The organism is Streptomyces sp. NPDC039430 (assembly GCF_055639435.1).
On record NZ_JBVKAK010000016.1, the window covers coordinates 72,580 to 92,366 of the forward strand.

At 71.2% G+C, this 19,787-nt stretch carries 14 protein-coding genes and 1 tRNA gene; 5 read left to right on the forward strand and 10 right to left on the reverse strand.

What is annotated here, in order from left to right; genetic code table 11:
* Positions 1-74 precede the first annotated feature (74 nt).
* From ACZ7LS_RS30095 to ACZ7LS_RS30120, 6 genes are read right to left on the reverse strand one after another with little or no spacing between them, the layout of a single operon-like run.
* Complete coding sequence (locus tag ACZ7LS_RS30095) at positions 75-1,289, reverse strand: glycosyltransferase (protein WP_385131573.1); 1,215 nt, start codon at positions 1,287-1,289, stop codon at positions 75-77.
* Positions 1,286-2,164: a polysaccharide deacetylase family protein gene (locus ACZ7LS_RS30100; RefSeq protein ID WP_385131576.1), complete on the reverse strand. Its 879-nt coding sequence runs from the start codon at positions 2,162-2,164 to the stop codon at positions 1,286-1,288. Before ACZ7LS_RS30100 ends, ACZ7LS_RS30095 begins: the two co-directional genes overlap by 4 nt.
* Positions 2,154-3,902, reverse strand: coding sequence for a murein biosynthesis integral membrane protein MurJ (murJ, locus tag ACZ7LS_RS30105; protein WP_385131578.1), 1,749 nt, complete (start codon positions 3,900-3,902; stop codon positions 2,154-2,156). The genes ACZ7LS_RS30100 and murJ overlap by 11 nt, the downstream gene beginning before the upstream one ends.
* Positions 3,899-5,374, reverse strand: coding sequence for an O-antigen ligase family protein (locus ACZ7LS_RS30110; RefSeq protein ID WP_385131581.1), 1,476 nt, complete (start codon positions 5,372-5,374; stop codon positions 3,899-3,901). Before ACZ7LS_RS30110 ends, murJ begins: the two co-directional genes overlap by 4 nt.
* Entirely contained in the window at positions 5,374-7,188 is a 1,815-nt protein-coding gene (locus ACZ7LS_RS30115) for a sugar transferase (RefSeq protein ID WP_382876247.1), read from the reverse strand. The genes ACZ7LS_RS30110 and ACZ7LS_RS30115 overlap by 1 nt, the downstream gene beginning before the upstream one ends.
* Entirely contained in the window at positions 7,185-8,387 is a 1,203-nt protein-coding gene (locus ACZ7LS_RS30120) for a glycosyltransferase (RefSeq protein WP_382522114.1), read from the reverse strand. Before ACZ7LS_RS30120 ends, ACZ7LS_RS30115 begins: the two co-directional genes overlap by 4 nt.
* A 543-nt stretch (positions 8,388-8,930) precedes the next feature.
* Here ACZ7LS_RS30120 and ACZ7LS_RS30125 point away from each other — a divergent pair.
* The 3 genes from ACZ7LS_RS30125 (at position 8,931) to ACZ7LS_RS30135 (ending at position 10,503) form a co-directional block, all read left to right on the forward strand.
* Positions 8,931-9,170 carry a chaplin gene (locus tag ACZ7LS_RS30125; RefSeq protein ID WP_382522117.1) on the forward strand — a complete coding sequence of 80 codons (240 nt, stop codon included), beginning with the start codon at positions 8,931-8,933 and terminating at the stop codon, positions 9,168-9,170.
* A 346-nt stretch (positions 9,171-9,516) separates the two neighbouring features.
* Complete coding sequence (locus tag ACZ7LS_RS30130) at positions 9,517-9,957, forward strand: hypothetical protein (protein ID WP_385131585.1); 441 nt, start codon at positions 9,517-9,519, stop codon at positions 9,955-9,957.
* Positions 9,958-10,164: 207 nt separating this feature from the next.
* Entirely contained in the window at positions 10,165-10,503 is a 339-nt protein-coding gene (locus tag ACZ7LS_RS30135; RefSeq protein WP_382522123.1) for a hypothetical protein, read from the forward strand.
* 185 nt (positions 10,504-10,688) lie between these two features.
* On the opposite strand, the gene ACZ7LS_RS30140 is transcribed toward ACZ7LS_RS30135, so the two are convergent.
* A complete protein-coding gene (locus tag ACZ7LS_RS30140; RefSeq protein WP_382522271.1) occupies positions 10,689-11,324 on the reverse strand; it encodes a vitamin K epoxide reductase family protein in 636 nt (211 codons plus the stop codon).
* A 56-nt stretch (positions 11,325-11,380) separates the two neighbouring features.
* The gene (locus ACZ7LS_RS30145) at positions 11,381-11,887 is read right to left on the reverse strand and encodes a DUF5949 family protein (protein ID WP_385131588.1); all 507 of its coding nucleotides are present in this window, start codon (positions 11,885-11,887) and stop codon (positions 11,381-11,383) included.
* Between the two features lie 460 nt (positions 11,888-12,347).
* Between ACZ7LS_RS30145 and ACZ7LS_RS30150 the strand changes: the two genes are divergently transcribed.
* Entirely contained in the window at positions 12,348-17,075 is a 4,728-nt protein-coding gene (locus ACZ7LS_RS30150) for a DUF6531 domain-containing protein (RefSeq protein ID WP_385131591.1), read from the forward strand.
* Between the two features lie 201 nt (positions 17,076-17,276).
* Positions 17,277-18,188, forward strand: coding sequence for a hypothetical protein (locus ACZ7LS_RS30155; protein WP_385131594.1), 912 nt, complete (start codon positions 17,277-17,279; stop codon positions 18,186-18,188).
* Positions 18,189-18,372: 184 nt separating this feature from the next.
* Here the strand turns inward: ACZ7LS_RS30155 and ACZ7LS_RS30160 are convergent.
* Together ACZ7LS_RS30160 and sepX are read right to left on the reverse strand one after the other, a co-directional pair.
* Positions 18,373-18,446, reverse strand: a tRNA-Ala gene (locus ACZ7LS_RS30160).
* Positions 18,447-18,576: 130 nt separating this feature from the next.
* Complete coding sequence (gene sepX, locus ACZ7LS_RS30165; RefSeq protein ID WP_382522138.1) at positions 18,577-19,740, reverse strand: divisome protein SepX/GlpR; 1,164 nt, start codon at positions 19,738-19,740, stop codon at positions 18,577-18,579.
* Positions 19,741-19,787 lie beyond the last annotated feature (47 nt).

Sequence of the window (19,787 nt, forward strand, 5' to 3'; positions counted from 1 at the left end):
CCGATTCGGGGACGGCGGGCCGGCGCCGCCCCGCCGGGCGGCGCGGGGGATTGCTGTGCGGAGTCATGAGCAGCTCACTTCTCGGAGGGGGCCGGGCCGAGGACGGCGTTCTCGTAGACGGTCATCAGCTGGCGTGCGCTGTGGGCGATGTCGTAGTGGCGCGCGGCCGGGGGTACGGGCAGCCGCCGCGGCCCCGCCTCCTCGAACCGCCGCAGTTCGTCGACGAGTCCGGGTACGGAGCCGCTGACCCGGCGCGCTCCGGGCGCGGCGTCGGCGGGCAGGTCCTGGAGGGCGGGGCAGGTGACATGCAGGACCGGCAGCCCGGCCGCGAGCCCTTCCACGACGGCGAGTCCGAACGCCTCGTCGTGGGAGGTGGAGACGAAGACGTCCATGGCCGCGAGCAGCGAGGGAAGATCCGGCCCGTGCTGCCGCGGGAGCGGCGCGGACGGGAGCGGCGGGGGCGGGGGCGGGAGCGGCGGGGGCGGGGGCGGGAGCGGCGGGGGCGGGAGCGGCGGGGGCGGCGGGTCCTGGCAGGAGCCGTGCAGCATGATCCGGTCGGCCGCTCCCCGCTCCCGCGCGAGCCGCAGGAGCCGGTCGCGCTCGGGCCCGTCACCGACGAGGAGCAGGCGCGCGCCGGGCAGTTCGGCGACGGCCCGGACGAGCCGGTCGAAGCGTTTGCTGCCGGTGAGCCGTCCGACCCCGCCGACCACGAAGGCGTCCTCGGGCACGCCGAGGCGGGCGCGGGCCGTGCGGCGTGCGCTCTCGTCGTAGGCGAAGCGGCCGACCTCGATGCCGTTGGGCACCACATGGATACGGTCGGGGCGTACGCCCCAGCGCTCCAGCCGCCGGGCGACGGTGGCGGAGACGGCGACGGTCGCGGTGCCCAGGCGTTCGCCCGCGAGGTAGAGGCCGCGGGCGCCCGCGGAGAGCGGCCTTCCCTCGATCTGGACAGCCCCGAGGGAGTGTTCGGTGGCCACGATGGTCCGTACGCCGGCGAGCCGGGCCGCGAACCGCCCGTACAGGCAGGCGCGGTAGAGGTGCGTGTGCACCAGGTCGTACCGTCCCCGCTTGATCAGCCGCGCGAGCCGGGGCAGGGCGCCGAGGTCGCGGTTGCCCGCCATGCCGAGGTCGGTGACGGGGACGCCGTCGGCGACGATGCCCTCGGCGACCGCACCCGGGTTGGTGAGCGTGATGACTTCGCTGTCGGTCGGCAACTGCCTCAGCAGCAGCCTGAGTTGCTGCTCGGCGCCGCCGATGCCGAGACCGGTGATGATGTGCAGCACCTTCATGTCGCCGTCGCCGCCCGGGAGTCGCCGGACACGGCCTGCGCGGCCTGCGCGGTCCCCACCGTCCGTACGGCGTGGGCGGCCCGCGTGGCCTGCGCGGTCCGCCGTGTGTGCGCCGCGTACTCGGCGTAGTCCGACGCCGGGACCGGCTCGCGGCGCCAGCGGTGCGTGCGCCGCTTGAGGTGCAGCCGGGGGCCGGTGTCGCTCTCCCCGACATGGACACGGGGCAGGGCGAACACGCCGGTGAGCGGCCCCGGGTCGATGGCGCAGGCGTACGCGTAACCCGCGGCGCGTACGGCCTTGATGGCGCGCGCGTCGACCGAGCCGTACGGATAGCAGTAACCGGCGACCTCATGACGGCCGGTCAGATCCCGGAGCAGTTCGCGCAGGAGTTCACGGCTCCGCGCGGTGTCGGCGGCGAGCACCGCGTCGTCGGCCTTGGTCAGATCGGTGTGGCGCAGTCCGTGCGAACCGATCTCCATGCCCGCCCGCGCCGCCGCGCGGATGCCGTCCGCGGTGAGGAGGGACTTGCTCGGGCCCGGCCTGTCCCATTCGTTCGTACCGCCGAGACGGCCGGGCAGGACGAACACGGTCGCGGTGAAGGCGTGGCGGCGCAGCAGCGGGACGGCCTGTTCCAGGAAGTCGGCGTAGCCGTCGTCGAAGGTGAGCCCGACGAGACCGGCGCCCCGCCCCGCGGCGCGGGCGCTCAGCAGCCGGTCCATACTGACGCCGGTCAGCCCCCGGCGGCGCAGCCAGCGCAGCTGCCGTTCGAGCCGGTGCGGCGAGACCGTCACCCGGTAGGGGTCGTCGGTGGGGTCGGCGACGGAGTGGTACATGGCGGCCCACAGGGGGCCGGCGGACACCGTGTCAGCGGGCATGCGCGAGCTTTCGTGTGAGGGGGCGGGAGAGGAAGCGGAGGATGGTGTCGGTCTCGGGGGCCCGCAGGGCGCGCGCGATGACGAGGAACACCGCGCTGACCACCACGCAGGCCGCCATGGCGCCCAGGACGGGTGACGGGATGAGGGCTCCGCAGAGCCATCCGGAGCCGGTGGCCGCCGCCGCGGCGGCGGCGAGCTTGACCAGCCCCCCGGTCATGAACCGGAGGCTGACGGGCACGCTGTGCCGGCCGACCCCGTGCAGCATCAGGGCGGCGGTGACGGTGATGCCGAGCGCGTTGGCGGCCGCGATGCCGAGCACGCCCCACACCTGTACGAGCAGGGTGCCCAGGCCGGTGGTCAGCGCGAGCCCGGTGAGCATGGCGAACGCCGGGAACCACAACGGGCGGGCGGCGGAGAAGTAGCAGCGTACGAGCGCCCCGACGAGCGTGTGGCCCAGCAGACCGAGCGCGTACACCCGCATCACCTCGGCTGTCGCCGCGGTGTCCGCCGGCTCGAACGCGCCGCGCTGGAAGAGCACTTCGATGATCTGCGGCGCGCAGGCGACCACGGTGGCGGCCCCGACCAGCACGATTATCCCGGCCAGCGCGAGATCGCGCTCGACCCTGCGCCTGGCCCGCTCGGTGTCCCCCGCCGCCATGGCGCGGGCGACCACCGGGAAGGTGACGGTGCACAGCATCATGGAGAGCGTCATCGGGATCTGCGCGACCTTCTGCGCGTAGTTCAGATGCGAGATGGCCCCGGCCGGCAGCGGCGCGGCGAGGAACCGTTCGATGAGGACCTGGGACTGCCGGCTGAGCGCGAAGACGATGACGGGCGCGAGCAGGGCGAGAGCGACGGTCGGCCCGCCGCCCGCGTCCTTCGGCCCCCGCTCGGTGACGGTCACCTCCACGGGCCGCCGGGCGCGCAGTCTGCGCCACAGCACGGGCAGTTGGACGACGACCATGAGTACGCCGCCGATGGCGACCCCGGCGGCGGCGGCCCGTACCCCCCACCGGTCGGCGACCACCAGCATGGTGGTGATGATCCCGGCGTTGTACGCGACGTAGATCAACGCGGGCGCCGTGAAGCTGCCGTGCGCGCGGAGCGCCGCGCTGCAGTACCCGGCCATGCCGAAGGTGAAGGCACAGGTGGCGGTCAGCCGGGTGCAGTCGACGGCGAGCCCCGGCTCGGGCAGTCCCGGTGCGAGGACGGCCACCACCCAGGGCGCGGTGGCCACCAGCAGCGCCGAGCCCGCGCCGAGGGCGAGGAACAGCCGGGGCAGGGTGCTCCGCACCAGGAGGCGTACGGGATCCGGGTCCAGGGCCGACGCGGTGGCGCGCCGGGCCAGGGCCAGGCTGAACGCCGGTACGAGGATCAGCGCCATGGCGTCCTCGATGAGGAGCGTGGCGGCCACCTCGGGCACGGTCCAGGCGACCAGGAAGGCGTCCGTGTCGGGGCCCGCGCCGTAGAGATGCGCGATGGTCTGGTCGCGGGCGAGCCCGAGGAGCGCCCCGGCGGCGGTCAGCAGCGCGGTGAGGAACGCCGCGCGCGCCAGGAACCGTCCGGAGGAGAAGGAGCCGCGGCCCTCCGCGCCGGGGCGGGCCTCTCCTGTGCCGACTCGTCCTGTGCCGGCTCCTCCTGTGCCGCCGCCTCCCGTTCCCCCGTCCTTCGCGACCTCCGCGGAGGGCGACTCGGGCTGCGGCGGTACGGCGGGAAGGGAGTGTCTCGTATCGCTCACGCGCGGCCGGCCTCACTCGTGGCGGGGCGCCGTGCGGGCCCGAGGGCCCACCGGGCCGCCAGGCCGAGCATCACGGCCGTCAGTACGGTCGACGGGCCGCCGATGTCGGCGTAACTGAAGTCCACCAGCTGCCAGATCAGCAGCCCGGTGACGGCGAGGCCGCAGTCGGCGCCGGTACGGGAGCGGTACGCGCCGGGCAGCCGGCGCAGCGCGCGGACGAGGAGCGCGGCCCAGCTGCCCGCCAGGGCGACGATGCCCAGCAGCCCCTGTTCGCTGAGGACCAGCAGATACATGTTGTGCGGGGAGAGCAGCGGCTGACGCTGGAAGCCGAGACCCGCGCCCTCGGTGTCGCTGGCGGCGGAGAGCGCGAGCGAGGCGTGGCTGTCGCGGTAGGCGGGGAAGCCCTTCAGCCCGACGCCGGTGACCGGGTGCTCGCGCCACATGTCCGTGGCCGCGGCCCACATGGTGTACCGGTCGGTGACGGACTGGTCGGGCGCGTCGGTGACCCGCGTGATGCTGTCGAGCCGCTCGGTGATCATCTGCGAGCCGATGCCGAGACCTCCCACGAGTACGACGCCGAGCGCCCCGGCCACGAGCGTGACGACGACGGCGCGGCGCGGCCCGGAGAGCGTCAGCTGGAGGGCGACGGCCACGGCGGTGGCGATCCAGGCGCCACGGCTGAAGGACAGGGCGAGGGGTACGGCGAGCAGCGCGGCGCAGCCGAGCGCGATCGCGCTCGGCACACGGGCGGCGTGCCGCCCCGGGCCGTCCGCCGCCGAGCTGTCCGCGGGGCTCAGGGCGAAGCCGACGCAGATGACCAGTCCGTACGCGACGACCGTGGCCATGCCCATCACGTCGGTGGGGCCGAAGGTGCCGACCGCGCGGATCTCCTCGCCCATGTACGAGGCGCCGGTGCCGGTCAGATACTGCGTGACGCCGATCGCGCCCTGTACCAGCGCGAGGACGACGACGGACCCGGCGACCAGCCGGAAGTCACGGCGGTCGCGCAGCAGGAGCAGCAGCGCGCCGGGCACCAGCACGAAGATCTGGAGGTAGCGCGCGATTCCGGGCAGGTTGGAGCCCGGGTCGTGGGCGGTGATGGCCGCGATGGTCACGCCCAGCACGGGCAGTCCGAGGACGACAGCGGCGGTACGGGTCAGCGGCCTGGCCCGGTCGCGCAGTACGCGTACGAGGCAGTACAGGACGAGCAGGCCGGAGGCCGCGTCCGCGACGCTCCCGGACCCGGCGGAGCCGTCCCCGGCGGGTGCCGAGGGCACGGCGAGCAGTGCGACGACCGCGACGGCCGGCAGCAGATGCGCCGACCGGCGCAGGACGTGTCCCCAGGGACCCGCCGCCGGAAGCGTCCGGTCGGCGGACAGGTGGGCAGCGGATCGGCGCGCGGTCAGCCCCGTGCCCGCGAAGCCGCCCCCGAAGCCGCCCGGGAAACCGACGCCGGTGGCGTCCGAGGCCATCAGCTGCCCGCCGGGCGGACGAGGGACGCGGCGGTCCGCAGCAGGATGCACACGTCCTGCCACAGCGACCAGTGGTCGATGTAGTGGTTGTCGAACCGCGACCGCTCCTCGATGGAGGTGTCCCCGCGCAGCCCGTGGACCTGCGCGAGACCGGTGATGCCCACGGGCATGCGGTGCCGGGCCGCGTAACCGGGCTGGGTCTTGCTGAAGTTGGCCACGAAGAACGGACGCTCCGGGCGGGGTCCGACCAGGCTCATGTCACCCCGCAGCACGTTCCAGAGCTGGGGCAGTTCGTCCATCGACGTACGGCGCAGGAAGTTGCCCACCGGGCTCATCCGCAGATCGTTGGCGATGTTCCAGCGGGTGGCGGACTCGTGCTCGTCGGCCGGGCGCAGGGTGCGGAACTTCAGCAGGGTGAAGGTGCGGCCGTTCTGTCCGACGCGTTCCTGGCGGAAGAGCACGTCACGGCCGTCGCAGAGCCGGACGGCGAGCGCGCAGGCCAGCAGGACCGGGGAGGCGGCCAGCAGGAGCGGGAGCGTGAACACCACGTCCAGCAGCCGTTTGACGGCGGCGTCGCGGCGGTGGCGGCGTACGGGGGGCGGCGCGACGTGGCGGGCGGCGAACCCCCACAGGTGCCGCTCCATGGCGACGGGCGCGGCGGTCAGGTCCCAGGGTCCCGCGCCGACGAACCAGGTGGCGCAGCCGTACTCGTGGAAGAGCGCGACGAGGGCCGCGCGCTCCGTGCCGTCGCCGGTGCCGGTGGCGCCGGCGTCATGGAATCCGGCGTCATGGAGCCCGGACTCGCCGAACCCCGGCTCACCGAACCCCGGCTCGTTGAACCCGGGCTCCTTGAACCCCGCCTGGCCGAACCCGGAGTCGCCGAGCCCTCGCTCGCGGTCGGTGAAGTCGATGAACCGGTGGTCGATGAAGAGCGCGTCCTGGACACCGTTCTGGATGACCGCCCGGTGGATCTCCTCGGCGGAGGTCAGCACCGGCAGGGCGGGTACGTCCGCCGCTCCGCCGTCCCGCCCGCCGGTCCTCGTGCCGGCCCGGTCCGCCTCGTCCTCGTCCTGGGCGGACCCGGCGATCCCGACGGGCCGCAGGCCGTACTCGGGATGCTGGGCGAGCAGCGCGGCCAGCCGCCGCGCGGCCGGTCCCGCACCGACGACCAGCGCGGACCGCAGCCGGTTGCGCGCCAGGGCCCGGCGCCTGGTGTGCAGGAGCGAGCGGCAGCCGCACGCGACGGCGAGCTGGAGTGCGCAGCCGCCCAGCAGGTCGGGGACGCCCACGGCCAGCCAGGGGTAGCACGCGGCGAGTACGGCCGCGGCGGCGCACCAGGCCACCGCGATCCGGGCGGCCAGCGCGGGGAGCTGGTCCAGCCCCGACAGGACGACACCGGCACGGTAGAGCCCGGCGGACGCGTTCAGTACGGTCACCCAGGCGATGAGCTGGACGACGAGGACGGCGTCGCGCTGATCGTCGCCGAGTACGACCGTGGACAGCAGCGCCGCCAGCACGTCCGAGGCGACCAGCGGCAGGCCGAAGCGCAGCGGGGAGCCCGCGGGGCGGCGGGACGGCCGCGCGAGGCGGTCGGGGGTGTCGCGCGGGGAGGCGATCGAGACGCGCCGCAGGACCTGCTGCCCCAGGGTCTGTGGTCCTGAGGTCCGCGGTCCGACGGTCTGCTGTCCCAGGGACTGCTGCCCCAGCGCCTTCTGTCCTGCCGTCTGCTGTCCGAGGGCCTGCTGCCCCATGGCCTGTTCCGCCGTCCGCGCCCGCCCGGTGGGCGGGGGAACGCTGGTGCTTTCCGTGGTCACTGGGGAATCGGCTCCCTGCGTTCGGGGCGCGGCACTGAGGCGACTTCGCGATACACATCCGCGATGGCCCGCGCTGTCTGCCGCACGTCATAGGTGCTGAGTACGTGCTGATGGCCCTGACGGCCGATCGCTTCGCGCAGTGGCGCGTCGCGGAGCAGAGCGCCGATGGCGGCCGCCAGCGCGGGCGGGTCCTCCGGCGGTACGAGACAGAGCGCTTCGCGGCCGGGCGGCAGGCTCTCGCGCGCCCCGTCCACGTCGCTGAGGACGACGGTCCTGCCGCTCGCCATGGCCTCCAGCGGGGCCACCGCCATGCCCTCCCAGCGCGAGGGCAGGACGACCAGATCGGCCGCCCGGTACCAGGGCGCGGTGTCCGGTACGGCCCCGGCGAAGAGCACCGAGGGCGGCGCGGCGGCGCGCAGGGCGGCGGCGTCGGGGCCGTCCCCGACGAGGACCAGCCGTGCCCGCGGCAGTTGGAGGAGGACCTGCCGCCAGGCCCGCAGCAGGATGTCCTGTCCCTTCTGCCGGCAGAGCCGCCCGACGCAGAGCACCACGGGTGTGTCCGGCGGGAGGGCGGCCGACGGCGGGAGCGCGGCCCGCGCGGCGGTGGTGTCGGTCAGGTCCGCGGGCCCGGACGGCCCGTCGGGGGACCGGAACCGCCCGACGTCGACCCCGTTGTGGACGACGGTCCAGGAGGCGCGGATGCCGGCCCGCTCGCCGGTGCGCCGTTCGGCGTCGCTGACGCATACGACCCGGTCGGTCCACCGGACGGCCCACCGCTCCCAGTGTCCGGCCAGCCGGCCCGTCACACCGCCGACCGCCTCGAACGACCACGCGTGCGGCTGGAAGACGGTGGGCACCCGGCCCCGTACGGCGAGCCGTCCGGCCAGACCGGCCTTCGCGCTGTGGGCGTGCACCAGATCGGGCCTGACCCGCCGTACCACGCGGGCGGCCTGGCCCACTTCGCGGACCAGCGCGGGCCCGGGGCCGCGGGTCGCCCGCCAGCCATGGACCTCGGCGCCGAGCCGGGCCGCCGCCGCGGCCAGCGGCCCTTCCCCGGGACAGGCGACGGCCACGCGTACTCCGGCGTCCCGTTGTGCCTCGACGAGATCCAGGACCACCCTGGCCACTCCGCCGTCGACCGGCTGGACGAGGTGGAGCGCGGTGAAGCCGGCCCCGGGCCGGCGCCGTTCTGGCTGCACGCGCAACTCCTCCACTCGTGGATACGGAAGAACGATCTCTGCGAGCGGGCTCGGGCGCCCGGTGTTCAGTTCCGGTTTTCCGCTCCTACGAAAAACGCACCGGCACGACAGGGGTCACGCTTGGCACCGATTCGAACGCATGAGTCACTCGGCACCAGGCGAATTCATTACCGGCCCCGAGAACCGCCGAATTCCACATAGTGGCCATCCGTCTCGAAGACCGAAACAAGAAGGCACCTTTACAGAGGGCGGACTGAAAATCACGTGAGACGCGCTGAATCGCGCTGAACGTACAAAAGGACTCTTAGGAGCGGTTGTTTCCGGCCCGACGGTTGTTCCGCGCCCGAGCGTTGTTCCACGCCCGACCGCTGTTCCGCGCCTGACTGTTGTTCCTCACCCGATCGGCCACCGCCCCGGCCGAGTGGCAGACGGGGCGTCACTCTTTCGGGCGCGCAACCGATGGGCGCCTTCGGCGTTGATGCATAGGTCAGGCAATCGCGCCCGACACGTACAGCGTCCCTTTCGACCGAGGAGCCCTTCTCCATGTCGCGTATCGCCAAGGCTGTTGTTCTCTCCACCGCGGCCGCCGCCGCTGTCGCCGGCGCCTCCGGCGTCGCCTTCGCCGACGCCGACGCCGGGGCCGCCGCTGTCGGCTCCCCGGGTGTCATCTCCGGCAACGTCATCCAGGTCCCGATCCACCTGCCCGTGAACCTCTGCGGCAACACGATCGACGTCATCGGCATCCTCAACCCGGCCTTCGGCAACGTCTGCGTCAACAGCTGACGACCTTCGTCACCGCTGTCGGCGCCACACCGACGTCGCGTCGACATCGCACGCGAGAGCCGCTCTTTCCCTCGGGGGCAGAGCGGCTCTTCCGCTGTCCGGGGGTCACCCTTACGCGCCCCGGCGTCCACTCGTACGGCGGCGCGGCACGGTCCCGCGCGAGCGCCATCCGGACGCGTCGGACCAGGTGAGAGAGGGTCGGAGCGGGCCGGGACAGCCGCGGCGGCAGTGATACCGGCCGTACGGGAGGTGTCCGTTCGGTTGCGGGCCCCGCGCGGGGAACCGACGGTGAGGAGAACGTTACGACTCGTCCCGAACATCACGGCTCGCCCCGAAAGGACCAGGCATGCGTCTCCCGCTCTCCCGCCGTTTCACGACCGCCGCCGTGTGTGCCGCGCTCGCGCTCGGCACCGTGGCCCCCGCCGTCGCCCGTGAACTCCCGCGCGACACCGGCACCGACACCGCTCCCGTCTCCGCACCTGACCCAGCGCCGGGCTCGACGGCGCCCTCGGCACCCGCGGCGCCCGTGCGACAGACCAAGCCCTCGGACGACGTCAGCAACGTGCTGAAGCCCGTCGCGGATCTGGTCCAGGCGGCGCTGAAGGCTCCCGGTGGAGAGCTGTCCGCCGCGGACATCGAGAAGCACACCAAGGCCATCAGGGACGCCGTGGCCGCCCTCAAGGCCGCCGCTCCGGCCGACGCGCTGGCCGAAGTGGTCGCGACCGTACAGAAGTCCACCGATTCATTGGCCGTACCCGCCCCCGCGGCTGATCCCCGACTGCCGTGAATAGCCCACGCCCGGCTGCTCGTTCGATACGAGAATAGGGCGAGTCCCCTTCATTCGAGTGGCCTGTCCAGAATTCCTTCCCGACGGAGTTTCCGCCGCGCGCACGCGTCGTTACTGATGACGAGCGACCGCGCGAAGGTTTCTCCAAGAGGCCTGTGCGAAGCGTGAGTTGTCTCGCAACAGACATCACTGAAAGAAGGATTCACCATGAAGCCCATGAAGGTCGCCGCCGTTGTCGCCGGTTCCGTGATGGCTCTCGGCGCCGCCTCTCCGGCGTTCGCCGCCGAAGGCATGAGCCTCAATGGCGGGCTGGAGACCGTGATGAGCGAGGGCCTCAAGGACCCCCGGCCGCTGAACACCAACGCGCTGGACACCGAGAACCCGGGGTCCGTGCTGAACGCCGTGAAGGGTGCCACGGACAGCCTGAACAAGAAGAAGGGCGGCAAGACGAACGGCAAGAAGACGTCGGGCAAGACGGGCGCCAAGGAGATCGTCGGCACGTCGACCGGCAACAAGCTGCTCGGTGGCCTTCCGCTCGGCAAGTAGCCCCGTCCCCGTCATCCCCGTCGTCATCTCCGTCGTCATCTCCGTCAGCGGTCTCCGGAGAAGGAGATGACGGTTTCCGGAGGCGTGGCGATTCCCGTGCGTGACCGGACGGGACGGTCCGGGCCCCGCGAGGGCCCGGACCCCGTAGCCGGCCGGGCCGTGACCGGACCCCGCGGGACCTGGCCTCAGCTGGTCCAGAAGTCCCACCAGCGGGTCAGGATGAGCATCCCGATGATCCCGGTCCACAGCACCGGCGGCACCCAGTGGAACTCGCCGAGCGCGTCCCGCAGCCCGGCGGGCGCGGGCAGGATCCCGTGCCCGATGTTGTGCGCCGTGACGTAGCAGAACATCACGATGGTGGCGACCCAGGCCAGACAGCACCACAGACACAGCGAGTTGATGCTGTAGAGCGACTGGTACTGGAGCCACGTGCAGAAGCCGACGCCGAAGAGCGTTCCGGCGTTCAGGCCGAGCCAGAACCACCGCCGGTAGCGCGCCCCGGCCAGCAGCCCGGCGCCGACGCCGATGACCACCGCGTACGCCGCGAGCCCCAGCATCGGGTTGGGGAAACCGAAGACCGACGCCTGGTCGCTCTTCATGATGTTCCCGCAGGAGACCACCGGGTTCAGACTGCACCCCGGGGTGAAGTCCGGGTCCTCCAGCAGCTTGAACTTGTCGAGAGTGATCACCCAGGCCGCCAGCAGCCCGGCCGCCCCGCTGATCATCAGCACGAACGCGAAGGCCCGGCCGCCGCCCCACGTACCGCCGGTGGTGTCCGTACGCTCGTCGGTGGCCGTGTTCTCGGCCAGTGCCGTCGCCATGACGTCCGCTCCCCTGCTTCCGGTGCTCATCCGGTATCCGTCCGGGCTTCCGACGCTCAGCCGCGCAGGCTGCGTACCGGCACGAGACAGTGCGCGGCGCTGGTGAGCATCGCCTCGTCGCCCGCGAAGGCGCGCAGCTGCTCCTCGGTGACGGGCCTGCCCGGGGTCGCCTCGGCCCACGGCCGGGTGGCGACGATGAAGTAGACCTGCCCGTGATCCCGCGCGTCCCGCTCCCACTCCGGCGGTACGGGGCACTGCGCGTTCAGATACGGCATCGTCAGCACGGCGCGGCCCGCCTCGACGAGCAGCGTGATCGGCACGTTGGGGGTCTTCGAGACATCGACCAGATCGCCGCCGGGGATCAGCCCGATCTCGGCGAGCACCGTACGCATCGTCTCCTCGCCGACCTCCGCCCCGTCCTTGCCGTCCCCGAGTGAATAGGCCAGCAGGAAAGGCGCGTTGCGATCGCCGGTGGCGGGGTCGCTGGTCCAAGGAATTACCGAGAGAGTGCCCAGCCTGGAAGCGTGCCGCGCACTGATCGAAACGGAATTGGTAGAGGTCATGTTGCGGCACAGTAGTGGCCTGCGGGGAATATCCGTGAGCCCGCTTCACCCAAGTGGGGGACCACGCACGCCACTTCGGGACATCACTCTCTCAATTTCGTTTTTCAGTACGAGACTTATTCATCTGTCCCCGCGCGAGGCGCGTTGTACCGCCGCCTCGACGGCGGGACCGCGCTGTGACCCAGCTCTCATCCTGGCCGTGCAGCAGATGAACCGGCTGCCGCGTCGAGGAGGGGTGACAGGAAGGGAGGAGCGCATGGATCTGGCAACTGAGCGGCAGCTAACGGCAAGCCAGGCTCGGTCCTCGCCGTCGCCCCCCCACAGCCCGAAGACCGTGTCCAAGGGCGACACCATCAACCTGACGCTCTGCGCCGACAGGGGACCGGCCGAGTGTCCGAGTCCCATGACATGCTGAAAGATCGCACGAACTGATTACCGGCAGAGTGGGGGCTGTTGCGTCGTGGGTTACACAATTCCAGAAGGCGTCGACACGATGCTCGATGTGGTCGGTGTGGGGTGGCCCAACGTCGACGAGGACGCCTACCGGGACATGGCCGACGCGTTACGGGTCTTCGCGGATGACGCCGATGACGACGCACACGCCGCGTACCAGCACATCCAGCAGTTGCTCTCCAGCGGGCAGAGCGAGTCCCTCACGGCGTTGGACAATCACTGGTCGAAGGTCCAGGGCAAGCACAAGGACCTGGCGAAGGCTTCCCGGACAATAGCGGGCGCTTTGGACCGGGTGGCGGACATCATCGTGGCCCGGAAGATCGCCGCCGTGGGTGAACTGGCCGACCCGTGCGCCACGGTGGGCGTCACGCTCGCCTTCGCACCCGTGACGGCGGGGCTGTCGACACTCCTGGCCGGCGCCAAGATCGCGGCCACCCGGATCGCGTTCAAGAGGATCCTGAAGGAAATGGCGGAGGCGGCCGTCTCGGAGATCGTGGCGACGCTGACCGAGCCTGCGGTCGCGGCGATTGAGAACATCGTCGCCGACCTGGCGATACAGACCGCGATGAACGCGGCAGGAGTGCAGGACGGCTACAACACCGACCGGACAGTGCAGGCCGGCAAGGACGGGCTGCAGATCAATTCGGCCGGCGGGGCGTCCGGCCCGTCGCCGGGCGGCGGTCCTGAGATCGACCACGACGCACACGGCAAAGCCGGGATGCGGCTGGCCAACGTGCGGATCTCGATGAACGGCAGGACCAAGGGCAAGCTCGGCAGAGCCAAGAGCCACCACGGGCGCGCCAAGGGCAAGGACTCTCTGACCGCCGTCCTGGACACCACTATCGAAGGGGTCACGGAAAAACTCGGCAAGGCACTGAAGGACCTTGGCGACCACGTCGGCAAGACGGTACCCAACGCCATCACCAGAAGCTCCAAAACCCACAAGAACACCGACCAGGACGTCCGCGACCGCGTCAAGAGCATCGTGTCGAACGACGGCAAGGACGAGGGCGGCCTGGACGGACGGCGCGGCATCTCGGACGGCGAGCAGCATCGCGGATCCGACGACACACGTGTCAAGCCGAACTCCCTCGACGGCGCCAGGGACGACGCTCGCCGCAACGCCGTATCGCTGGAGAAGAAGACCTGCAGGAACGATCCGGTGGATGTCGCCACCGGCGAGATGACACTTCCCCAGACAGACCTGTCGCTCCCCGGCGTCCTTCCCCTCGTCCTGCGCCGTACTCACCTGTCCGAATACCGGTGGGGTCGCTGGTTCGGCCGGAGTTGGGCCTCCACCCTGGACGAACGCATCGAACTGGACGCCAAGGGGAAAGGCGCGGTCTGGGCGCGGGAGGACGGCTCTCTGCTGATTTACGCGGTGCTCCCGGCTCCCGGCGACACCGACGGCGTCCAGCCACTTGAGGGGCCGGACCTTCCTCTGATGTACGAGGGGCAGGACAACGCCTCCACGACGTACCGAATAACCGACCCGTCCTCGGGGTGGACGCGGTACTTCACCGGCAGCCCGTACAACGAGTCCTCCGCGTACTGGCTGAAGGAGGTGAGGGACCGAAACGACAACTACGTGTCCTTCGCACGGCGCCCCGACGGCGCGCCCGTGTCCGTGGCTCACAGCGGCGGCTACCACGTGCAACTGACGGCCGACAGCTCCCGCGTCACCGCACTCGCCGTGCGTGCTCCTACCGGCCCGGTGACCCTTCTCGACTACGGCTACGACGCGGCAGGCGACCTCACCGGCCTGACCGGCCCCGTCGGACGGCCGATGCGGTTCACCTACGATGCCGACGGCCGTATCACGTCATGGACCGACCGGAACCTCTCGACGTTCCAGTACGTGTACGACAGCGCCCGCGTCGTACGGACCATCGGCCCCGACGGCTTCCTGTCCGCCACGTTCGGATACGACGTCGAGGCCGGAACCGGCCACCGCGTCGTCCGCTACACCGATTCCACCGGCGACACCACCGTGTTCCGGCTCAACCACCGTCTTCAGGTGGTCGCGGAGACGGATCCCCTGGGCAACACCACCACCCAGGCGTGGGGCCCGGACGACCGTCTGATCTCGCGGACCGACCCGCTGGGCCACACCACGGAGCTGACGTGGGACGACCAGGGCAATCTGGCCTCGGTCCGATTGCCCGACGGCGCCCTGGCCACCGCCCGCTACAACGCGCTCGGCCTTCCCGTCGAGGTGACGACCGCCGAGGAAACCGTCTGGCGGCAGACCTTCGACGAGCTGGGCAACTGCACCAGCACCTGCGCCCCGGACGGGAGCGTCACCCGCTTCACTCACGACCGCACAGGCGCCGTGGCCGTCATCACGGACGCGCTCGGCGACGTCACCCGTATCCGAGCCGATCGGGCCGGGCTGCCTCTTGAGATCACCGACGCCGGTCACCATGTCACCCGCGTCGTGCGCGACCATCTGGGCCGCCCCACGCGGATCACCGACGCCACGGGAGAGACCGAACACTTCGCCTGGGATGCCGAGGACCGGCTGGTCTCCCGCGTCCTCAAAGATGGCAGCCGGGAGGCATGGACCTGGGACGGCGAGGGGAACTGCCTCACCCACACCGACGCGCACGGCGGTGTGACGACGGCCGAGTACGGGCACTTCGACAAACCGATCACCCGCACCACCGCCGACGGAGCGCGTTATGAGCTGCGATACGACACGGAACTGCGCCTCGAACGGGTGACCAACCCGCTCGGGCAGACCTGGGACTACTCATACGACCCCGCCGGCCGGCTCTCCGCCGAGAGTGATTTCGACGGCCGTGAGACCCGCTACGCCTACGACACCGCGGGACGCCTCGCGTCCCGGACCACGCCGCTCGGCCGGACCCTCACCTACACCTGGGACGCCATGGACCGGTTGGCCGCCCTCGACTCGGGCGGATCCGTCACTCGCTACACATACAGCGCCGGCGGCCGGCTGACCGGTGCGCGGTCCCCGGCCTCCGCTCTCACCATGGAGAGGGACGTCATGGGCCGCCTCGTCTCCGAGACCGTCGACGGCCGCACCAGTCGCTACACCTACGACCTCTTGGGCCGCCGTCTGACGCGCACCACCCCCACAGGCGCCGTCAGCAGGCTGGAGTACAACGCGGAAGGTGACCGCGTCCGTCTGATCACCAACGGTCATGCCCTGGCCTTCACACACGATGTCCTCGGCCGCGAACTGTCGCAGTCCTGGGGCACACTTCAGACACCCGTCACCCTCGACACTGCCTGGGACACACGCAGCCGGCCGAGCCACCGGTCGCTGACGTCGCGCGGCGTCACCCTGCGCGAGCGGCAGTACGTCTACCGGGCCGACAGCTATCCGGTTTCGCTGAGCGAGTCGACCGCGGACAGCCGCCGGGACACGAACATATCCCTGGATCCGCTCGGACGCCCGGTCGCCGTCGAGGCCCCGGGCCGGCGGGAGCACTACACCTACGACGCGGCCGGCAACCAGACGGCGGCCGACTGGCCGGAGGCAAACGGACATACGGACGCCCGCGGCCGACGTGACTACGACGGCGGACGACTGATCTCCGCGGGATCGATCCGCTACGAGCACGACGCGGCGGGCCGGGTCGTCGTACGGCGCCGCACCCGGCTGTCGCGGAAGCCCGACATCTGGCGCTACGCATACGATGCCGAGGACCGCCTCATCGCGTGCACCACGCCCGACGGCATCGTGTGGCGTTACACGTACGACCCACTGGGACGGCGCACGGCGAAGCTTCGTATGGCCGCCGACGGCCGGACGGTCGCGGAGGCCGTCTCCTTCACCTGGGACGGCACACAGTTGGCCGAGCAGTCGGACACGGTCACCGGCACGACGGTGACCTGGGAATACGAGGGCAGCAGGCCGCTCGCGCAGTACGAGCGCAGGGCACCCGGAAACGAGGAGACCGACGCCCGGTTCTTCGTGATCGTCTCCGACCTGGTCGGGACACCGACCGAGCTCGTGTCCGAGACGGGCGACACAGCCTGGCGCGCCCGCTCCACGTGCTGGGGCGCCACCGCGTGGAACAAGGGAGCGACGGCCTACACCCCGTTACGTTTCCCCGGCCAGTACGCCGACCCCGAAACCGGGCTGCACTACAACTACTTCCGCCTCTACGACCCCGACACAGCCCGCTACACCAGTCTGGACCCGCTGGGCCTGTCCCCCGCGCCCAACCCGTCCACCTACGTCCTCAATCCGTGGACCTGGACAGACCCGTTGGGACTCGCTCCCAAGCGCTGTCAGATGGACGCGTACGACTGGAACGGCGGCGTTCGTTACGGTCGTCTCGATCACCTGGGCCGTCCCACCGGCGTCTACGCGCAGCTCCGTCCGGAGATGCTGCACACCGGTTCGGAGGCCGGCTCCTTGTGGCCACCGGGTTGGCGTGGCAACGGAACGGCCTTCAACGAGGCACGGGGACATCTGCTGGCCGACCGGTTGGGCGGCGCGGGCAAGGGAAGGCTGGCGTTTCACAACCTGGTGACCCAGACGCAGACGCCGACGAATTCACCGGACCAGCGGGACCAGGTCGAACAGGTCATCTTCGACGCGGTCAAGAAGGGTGAAATCGTTCAGTACAACATCAAGCCGGTCTACGAAGGCAGCAATCCAATCCCGATCCGTATTGAATTCACCGCTTTCGGCAATGACACATTCAAGTTCACCCACAGCATGGAGAACCCCGCCGCCGGGGTTCGAACCGGCGTGTAGCCTTCGCGGTGAACAGCAACTGGGAGGAAAGACGTGACGCGCACCACGCCCGAGCGGCCCGTCGATATCGAGGAGGTTTTCCCGGAGCTTGTCCGGTACCGGCGCACAAGTACCCGACTGCATCCCCGGAAAGGCTCCCCGAAGCCTGACGAGAGCTCAGTGGCGGGCCCGTTCCTGTGGCCTTCCGCCGAGCCGTGGCCCGTGTGCACGGCCTCCCACGACAAGAGCACGGGCCACCGGCTGGCGGACGTACGGGAAGAGCGCCGGATTCTGAACGCCGCCCGGCAGCGCGATCCCCGGGGCGAACTGTCGCAGACGGAACGTGAGGCTCTCGCCGCGCTTCAACCCGGCTTGCACGCCCCGGAGATCGAGGCGGAAGATCCCATCCCGCTACTCGCCGCCGCCCAGTTGTTCACGCGCGACATTCCGGACCTCCACTGCCCCGAAGGGAAGGACCTTCTTCAAGTCCTCTGGTGCCCGTTCGAGGCCCACGGCCCGGACCGCACCATCGACGTGGTACTGAAATGGCGGCACTCCCAGGATGTGACGGACATTCTCCCGGACATCCCGGAGCCCGTTGTCATCGGCCGTCAGGAATGCGTGCCCATGACGTGTGTGATCGATCCGGAACAGGTGGTGGAGCATGAATACGTCGGCATGCTGAGCCAGGACCTTCAGGAGTCCATCGAAGTATGGGAGGAAGATCTCCTCGACGCCGCGGACGACTCCGGAGACCTCGGCAGCTACGACAGTTACGACAGTTACGAGGAATATGAGGCCGCCGCCGGTGACGGCCCCGAACAGTCCGAACTCACCTACCAGCACGACCTGTCCATTCCACCGGGATGGAAAGTCGGCGGTTTCGCCTCCTGGCACCTCACAGGGCCGGCTCCGATGCCCTGCTCGTGCGGCGCGGCCATGCGGCCCCTGCTGACCGTCCACGACCGTGAGTGGGACAACGGCACGCTGAGCTGGGTCCCGCTGGAGGACCGGGACAGTGTCCACATCATGGGTGCCAACGTGCCCACCGGCGTCTATCTCGGTCGTGGGCTGATGCGCGTCTTCACCTGCCCTGACGACCCCACACATCCGCACCGGCTCAGCTTCCAGTGAGTGAGGACCGACACGTCGCGAGACCGCGGGAGCCTGCTTCCGCTCCGGCGGTCTCCACGTTGCCCGGCAGGCGGACTCTCCCACCAGCAGGTGCTCAAACGGCAAGATCCCGGTCAGACGATGACCGTCTGACCGGGATCTCGTGAACCATTCCGGGACGAACCCCTGAATAGCTCTGTTGTTGTGGACCTGAGGGGATTTGAACCCCTGACCCCCTCGATGCGAACGAGGTGCGCTACCAGTCTGCGCCACAGGCCCTTGCAACGAGTGAAACTTTAGCACCCTCGCCGCCGTGCTCGGAAATCCGTCAGGGGCCGGCCACCGGGGCACCGTGTCACCGGGCCCGGGGGCGGGCGGGGTGAGCGGGGGCGGGGTGGGGGGCGCTGGGTCACTCGTTGGCCGCTCGGGGGCGGTCGTCCTCGTCGTACTGGTCGAACAGCGGCGTCCTGCCGCGGTCGCGCGTGCGGCGGGGGGCCGGGGCGCGGGGTGGCGGTGGGGGCTCCACGGTGGGTTCGGCCGTGGAGGAGCGGGCCGCGCTCCATGTTTCCGGGTCGCCTACCTCGACGCCGCCGGTGGCGCGGGGAGCGACCGGGGCCGTGACGTACGTGGGGAGCGGGACCGGTACGGGGTCCCAGCTGTCGCCGCTCGCCGGGCCGCGTTCGCGCTGCTGGTCCACCCACTCCGCGTGGTCGGTCTGCTCGACCAGGGCGCGGCGGCCCGCCTCTTGGGGCGAGACCGTGGGGGCGGGGGCCGGTTCGGGGCCGGGTTCGGGCTCCTCGTCCGGCTCGCCCGCGGCGGCCGTCGACGGCTGGTGGCGGCGCGGGCGGTTCTCACGGAGCCGCTGCGCGGCGGCCTCGGCCCTGCGCCGGTCCATGGTGAACGCGAAGCGCCGGCGCTCCTGGCCGCGCAGATGCACGATGTACGCGCTCAGGAGTACGGCCGGGAAGGCCGGTGCCCAGAGGAAGCCGAGACCGCCTACCGCCGCGACGACCGTGCCGATGGTGAAGGCGAGAAAGAGGATCACGGTGGTACGGCGCCGGCGGGCGAGGACCTGGAGGCGCTGTGCGCGCCGGGCGCGTTCCGCCGCGGCGCCCGAGGGGCGTACGCGCCGCTCGGGAGCGCGCCGCCCGGGAGCGGGCGCGGAACGGTCGGGCGCGGGGCGTCCGGGCGCCGGGCGGGATGCCTGGGCGGGACGGGACGCCTGGCGCGCGGCCTCCGGCCTGGCCGGGGCCGGGACGTCCGCGCGGATCTCCATCCGGGCTTCGGTACGGGCCGGGGGCGCGGAGAAGGCCCGGACATCGACGGAGCTGATCGACTCCGTGCGGCTGTCCGGTCCCCGGTCGGGCCCCGCCTCCTCGGCGGTGCGCTCCTGAAGCTCCTTGGCGTAACGGCGCTCCATGGCCGCCCGTCCGGACAGCAGCCGGATGGCGGTGCTGAAGCGTTCCGTCGGGCGTGCCTCATTGAGCTCGTCCTGCCTGCGGAGCCACATCGGCACCAAGTAGGCGGCCCAGGCCCCGACAATGACTGCGTAGATGAGGCCGCTGCTGCTCACGGTTCACACCGTAGAGGGGTTCGCACGAGGGCATCCGCCAATTGAGC

Coding starts and splice junctions, on each gene's coding strand:
- ACZ7LS_RS30095 (WP_385131573.1), bottom strand. CDS start 1,289: ATGAAGGTGCTGCACATCATCACCGGTCTCGGCATCGGCGGCGCCGAG.
- ACZ7LS_RS30100 (WP_385131576.1), bottom strand. CDS start 2,164: ATGCCCGCTGACACGGTGTCCGCCGGCCCCCTGTGGGCCGCCATGTAC.
- ACZ7LS_RS30110 (WP_385131581.1), bottom strand. CDS start 5,374: ATGGCCTCGGACGCCACCGGCGTCGGTTTCCCGGGCGGCTTCGGGGGC.
- ACZ7LS_RS30125 (WP_382522117.1), top strand. CDS start 8,931: ATGTCGCGTATCGCCAAGGCTGTTGTTCTCTCCACCGCGGCCGCCGCC.
- ACZ7LS_RS30130 (WP_385131585.1), top strand. CDS start 9,517: ATGCGTCTCCCGCTCTCCCGCCGTTTCACGACCGCCGCCGTGTGTGCC.
- ACZ7LS_RS30135 (WP_382522123.1), top strand. CDS start 10,165: ATGAAGCCCATGAAGGTCGCCGCCGTTGTCGCCGGTTCCGTGATGGCT.
- ACZ7LS_RS30140 (WP_382522271.1), bottom strand. CDS start 11,324: ATGGCGACGGCACTGGCCGAGAACACGGCCACCGACGAGCGTACGGAC.
- ACZ7LS_RS30145 (WP_385131588.1), bottom strand. CDS start 11,887: ATGACCTCTACCAATTCCGTTTCGATCAGTGCGCGGCACGCTTCCAGG.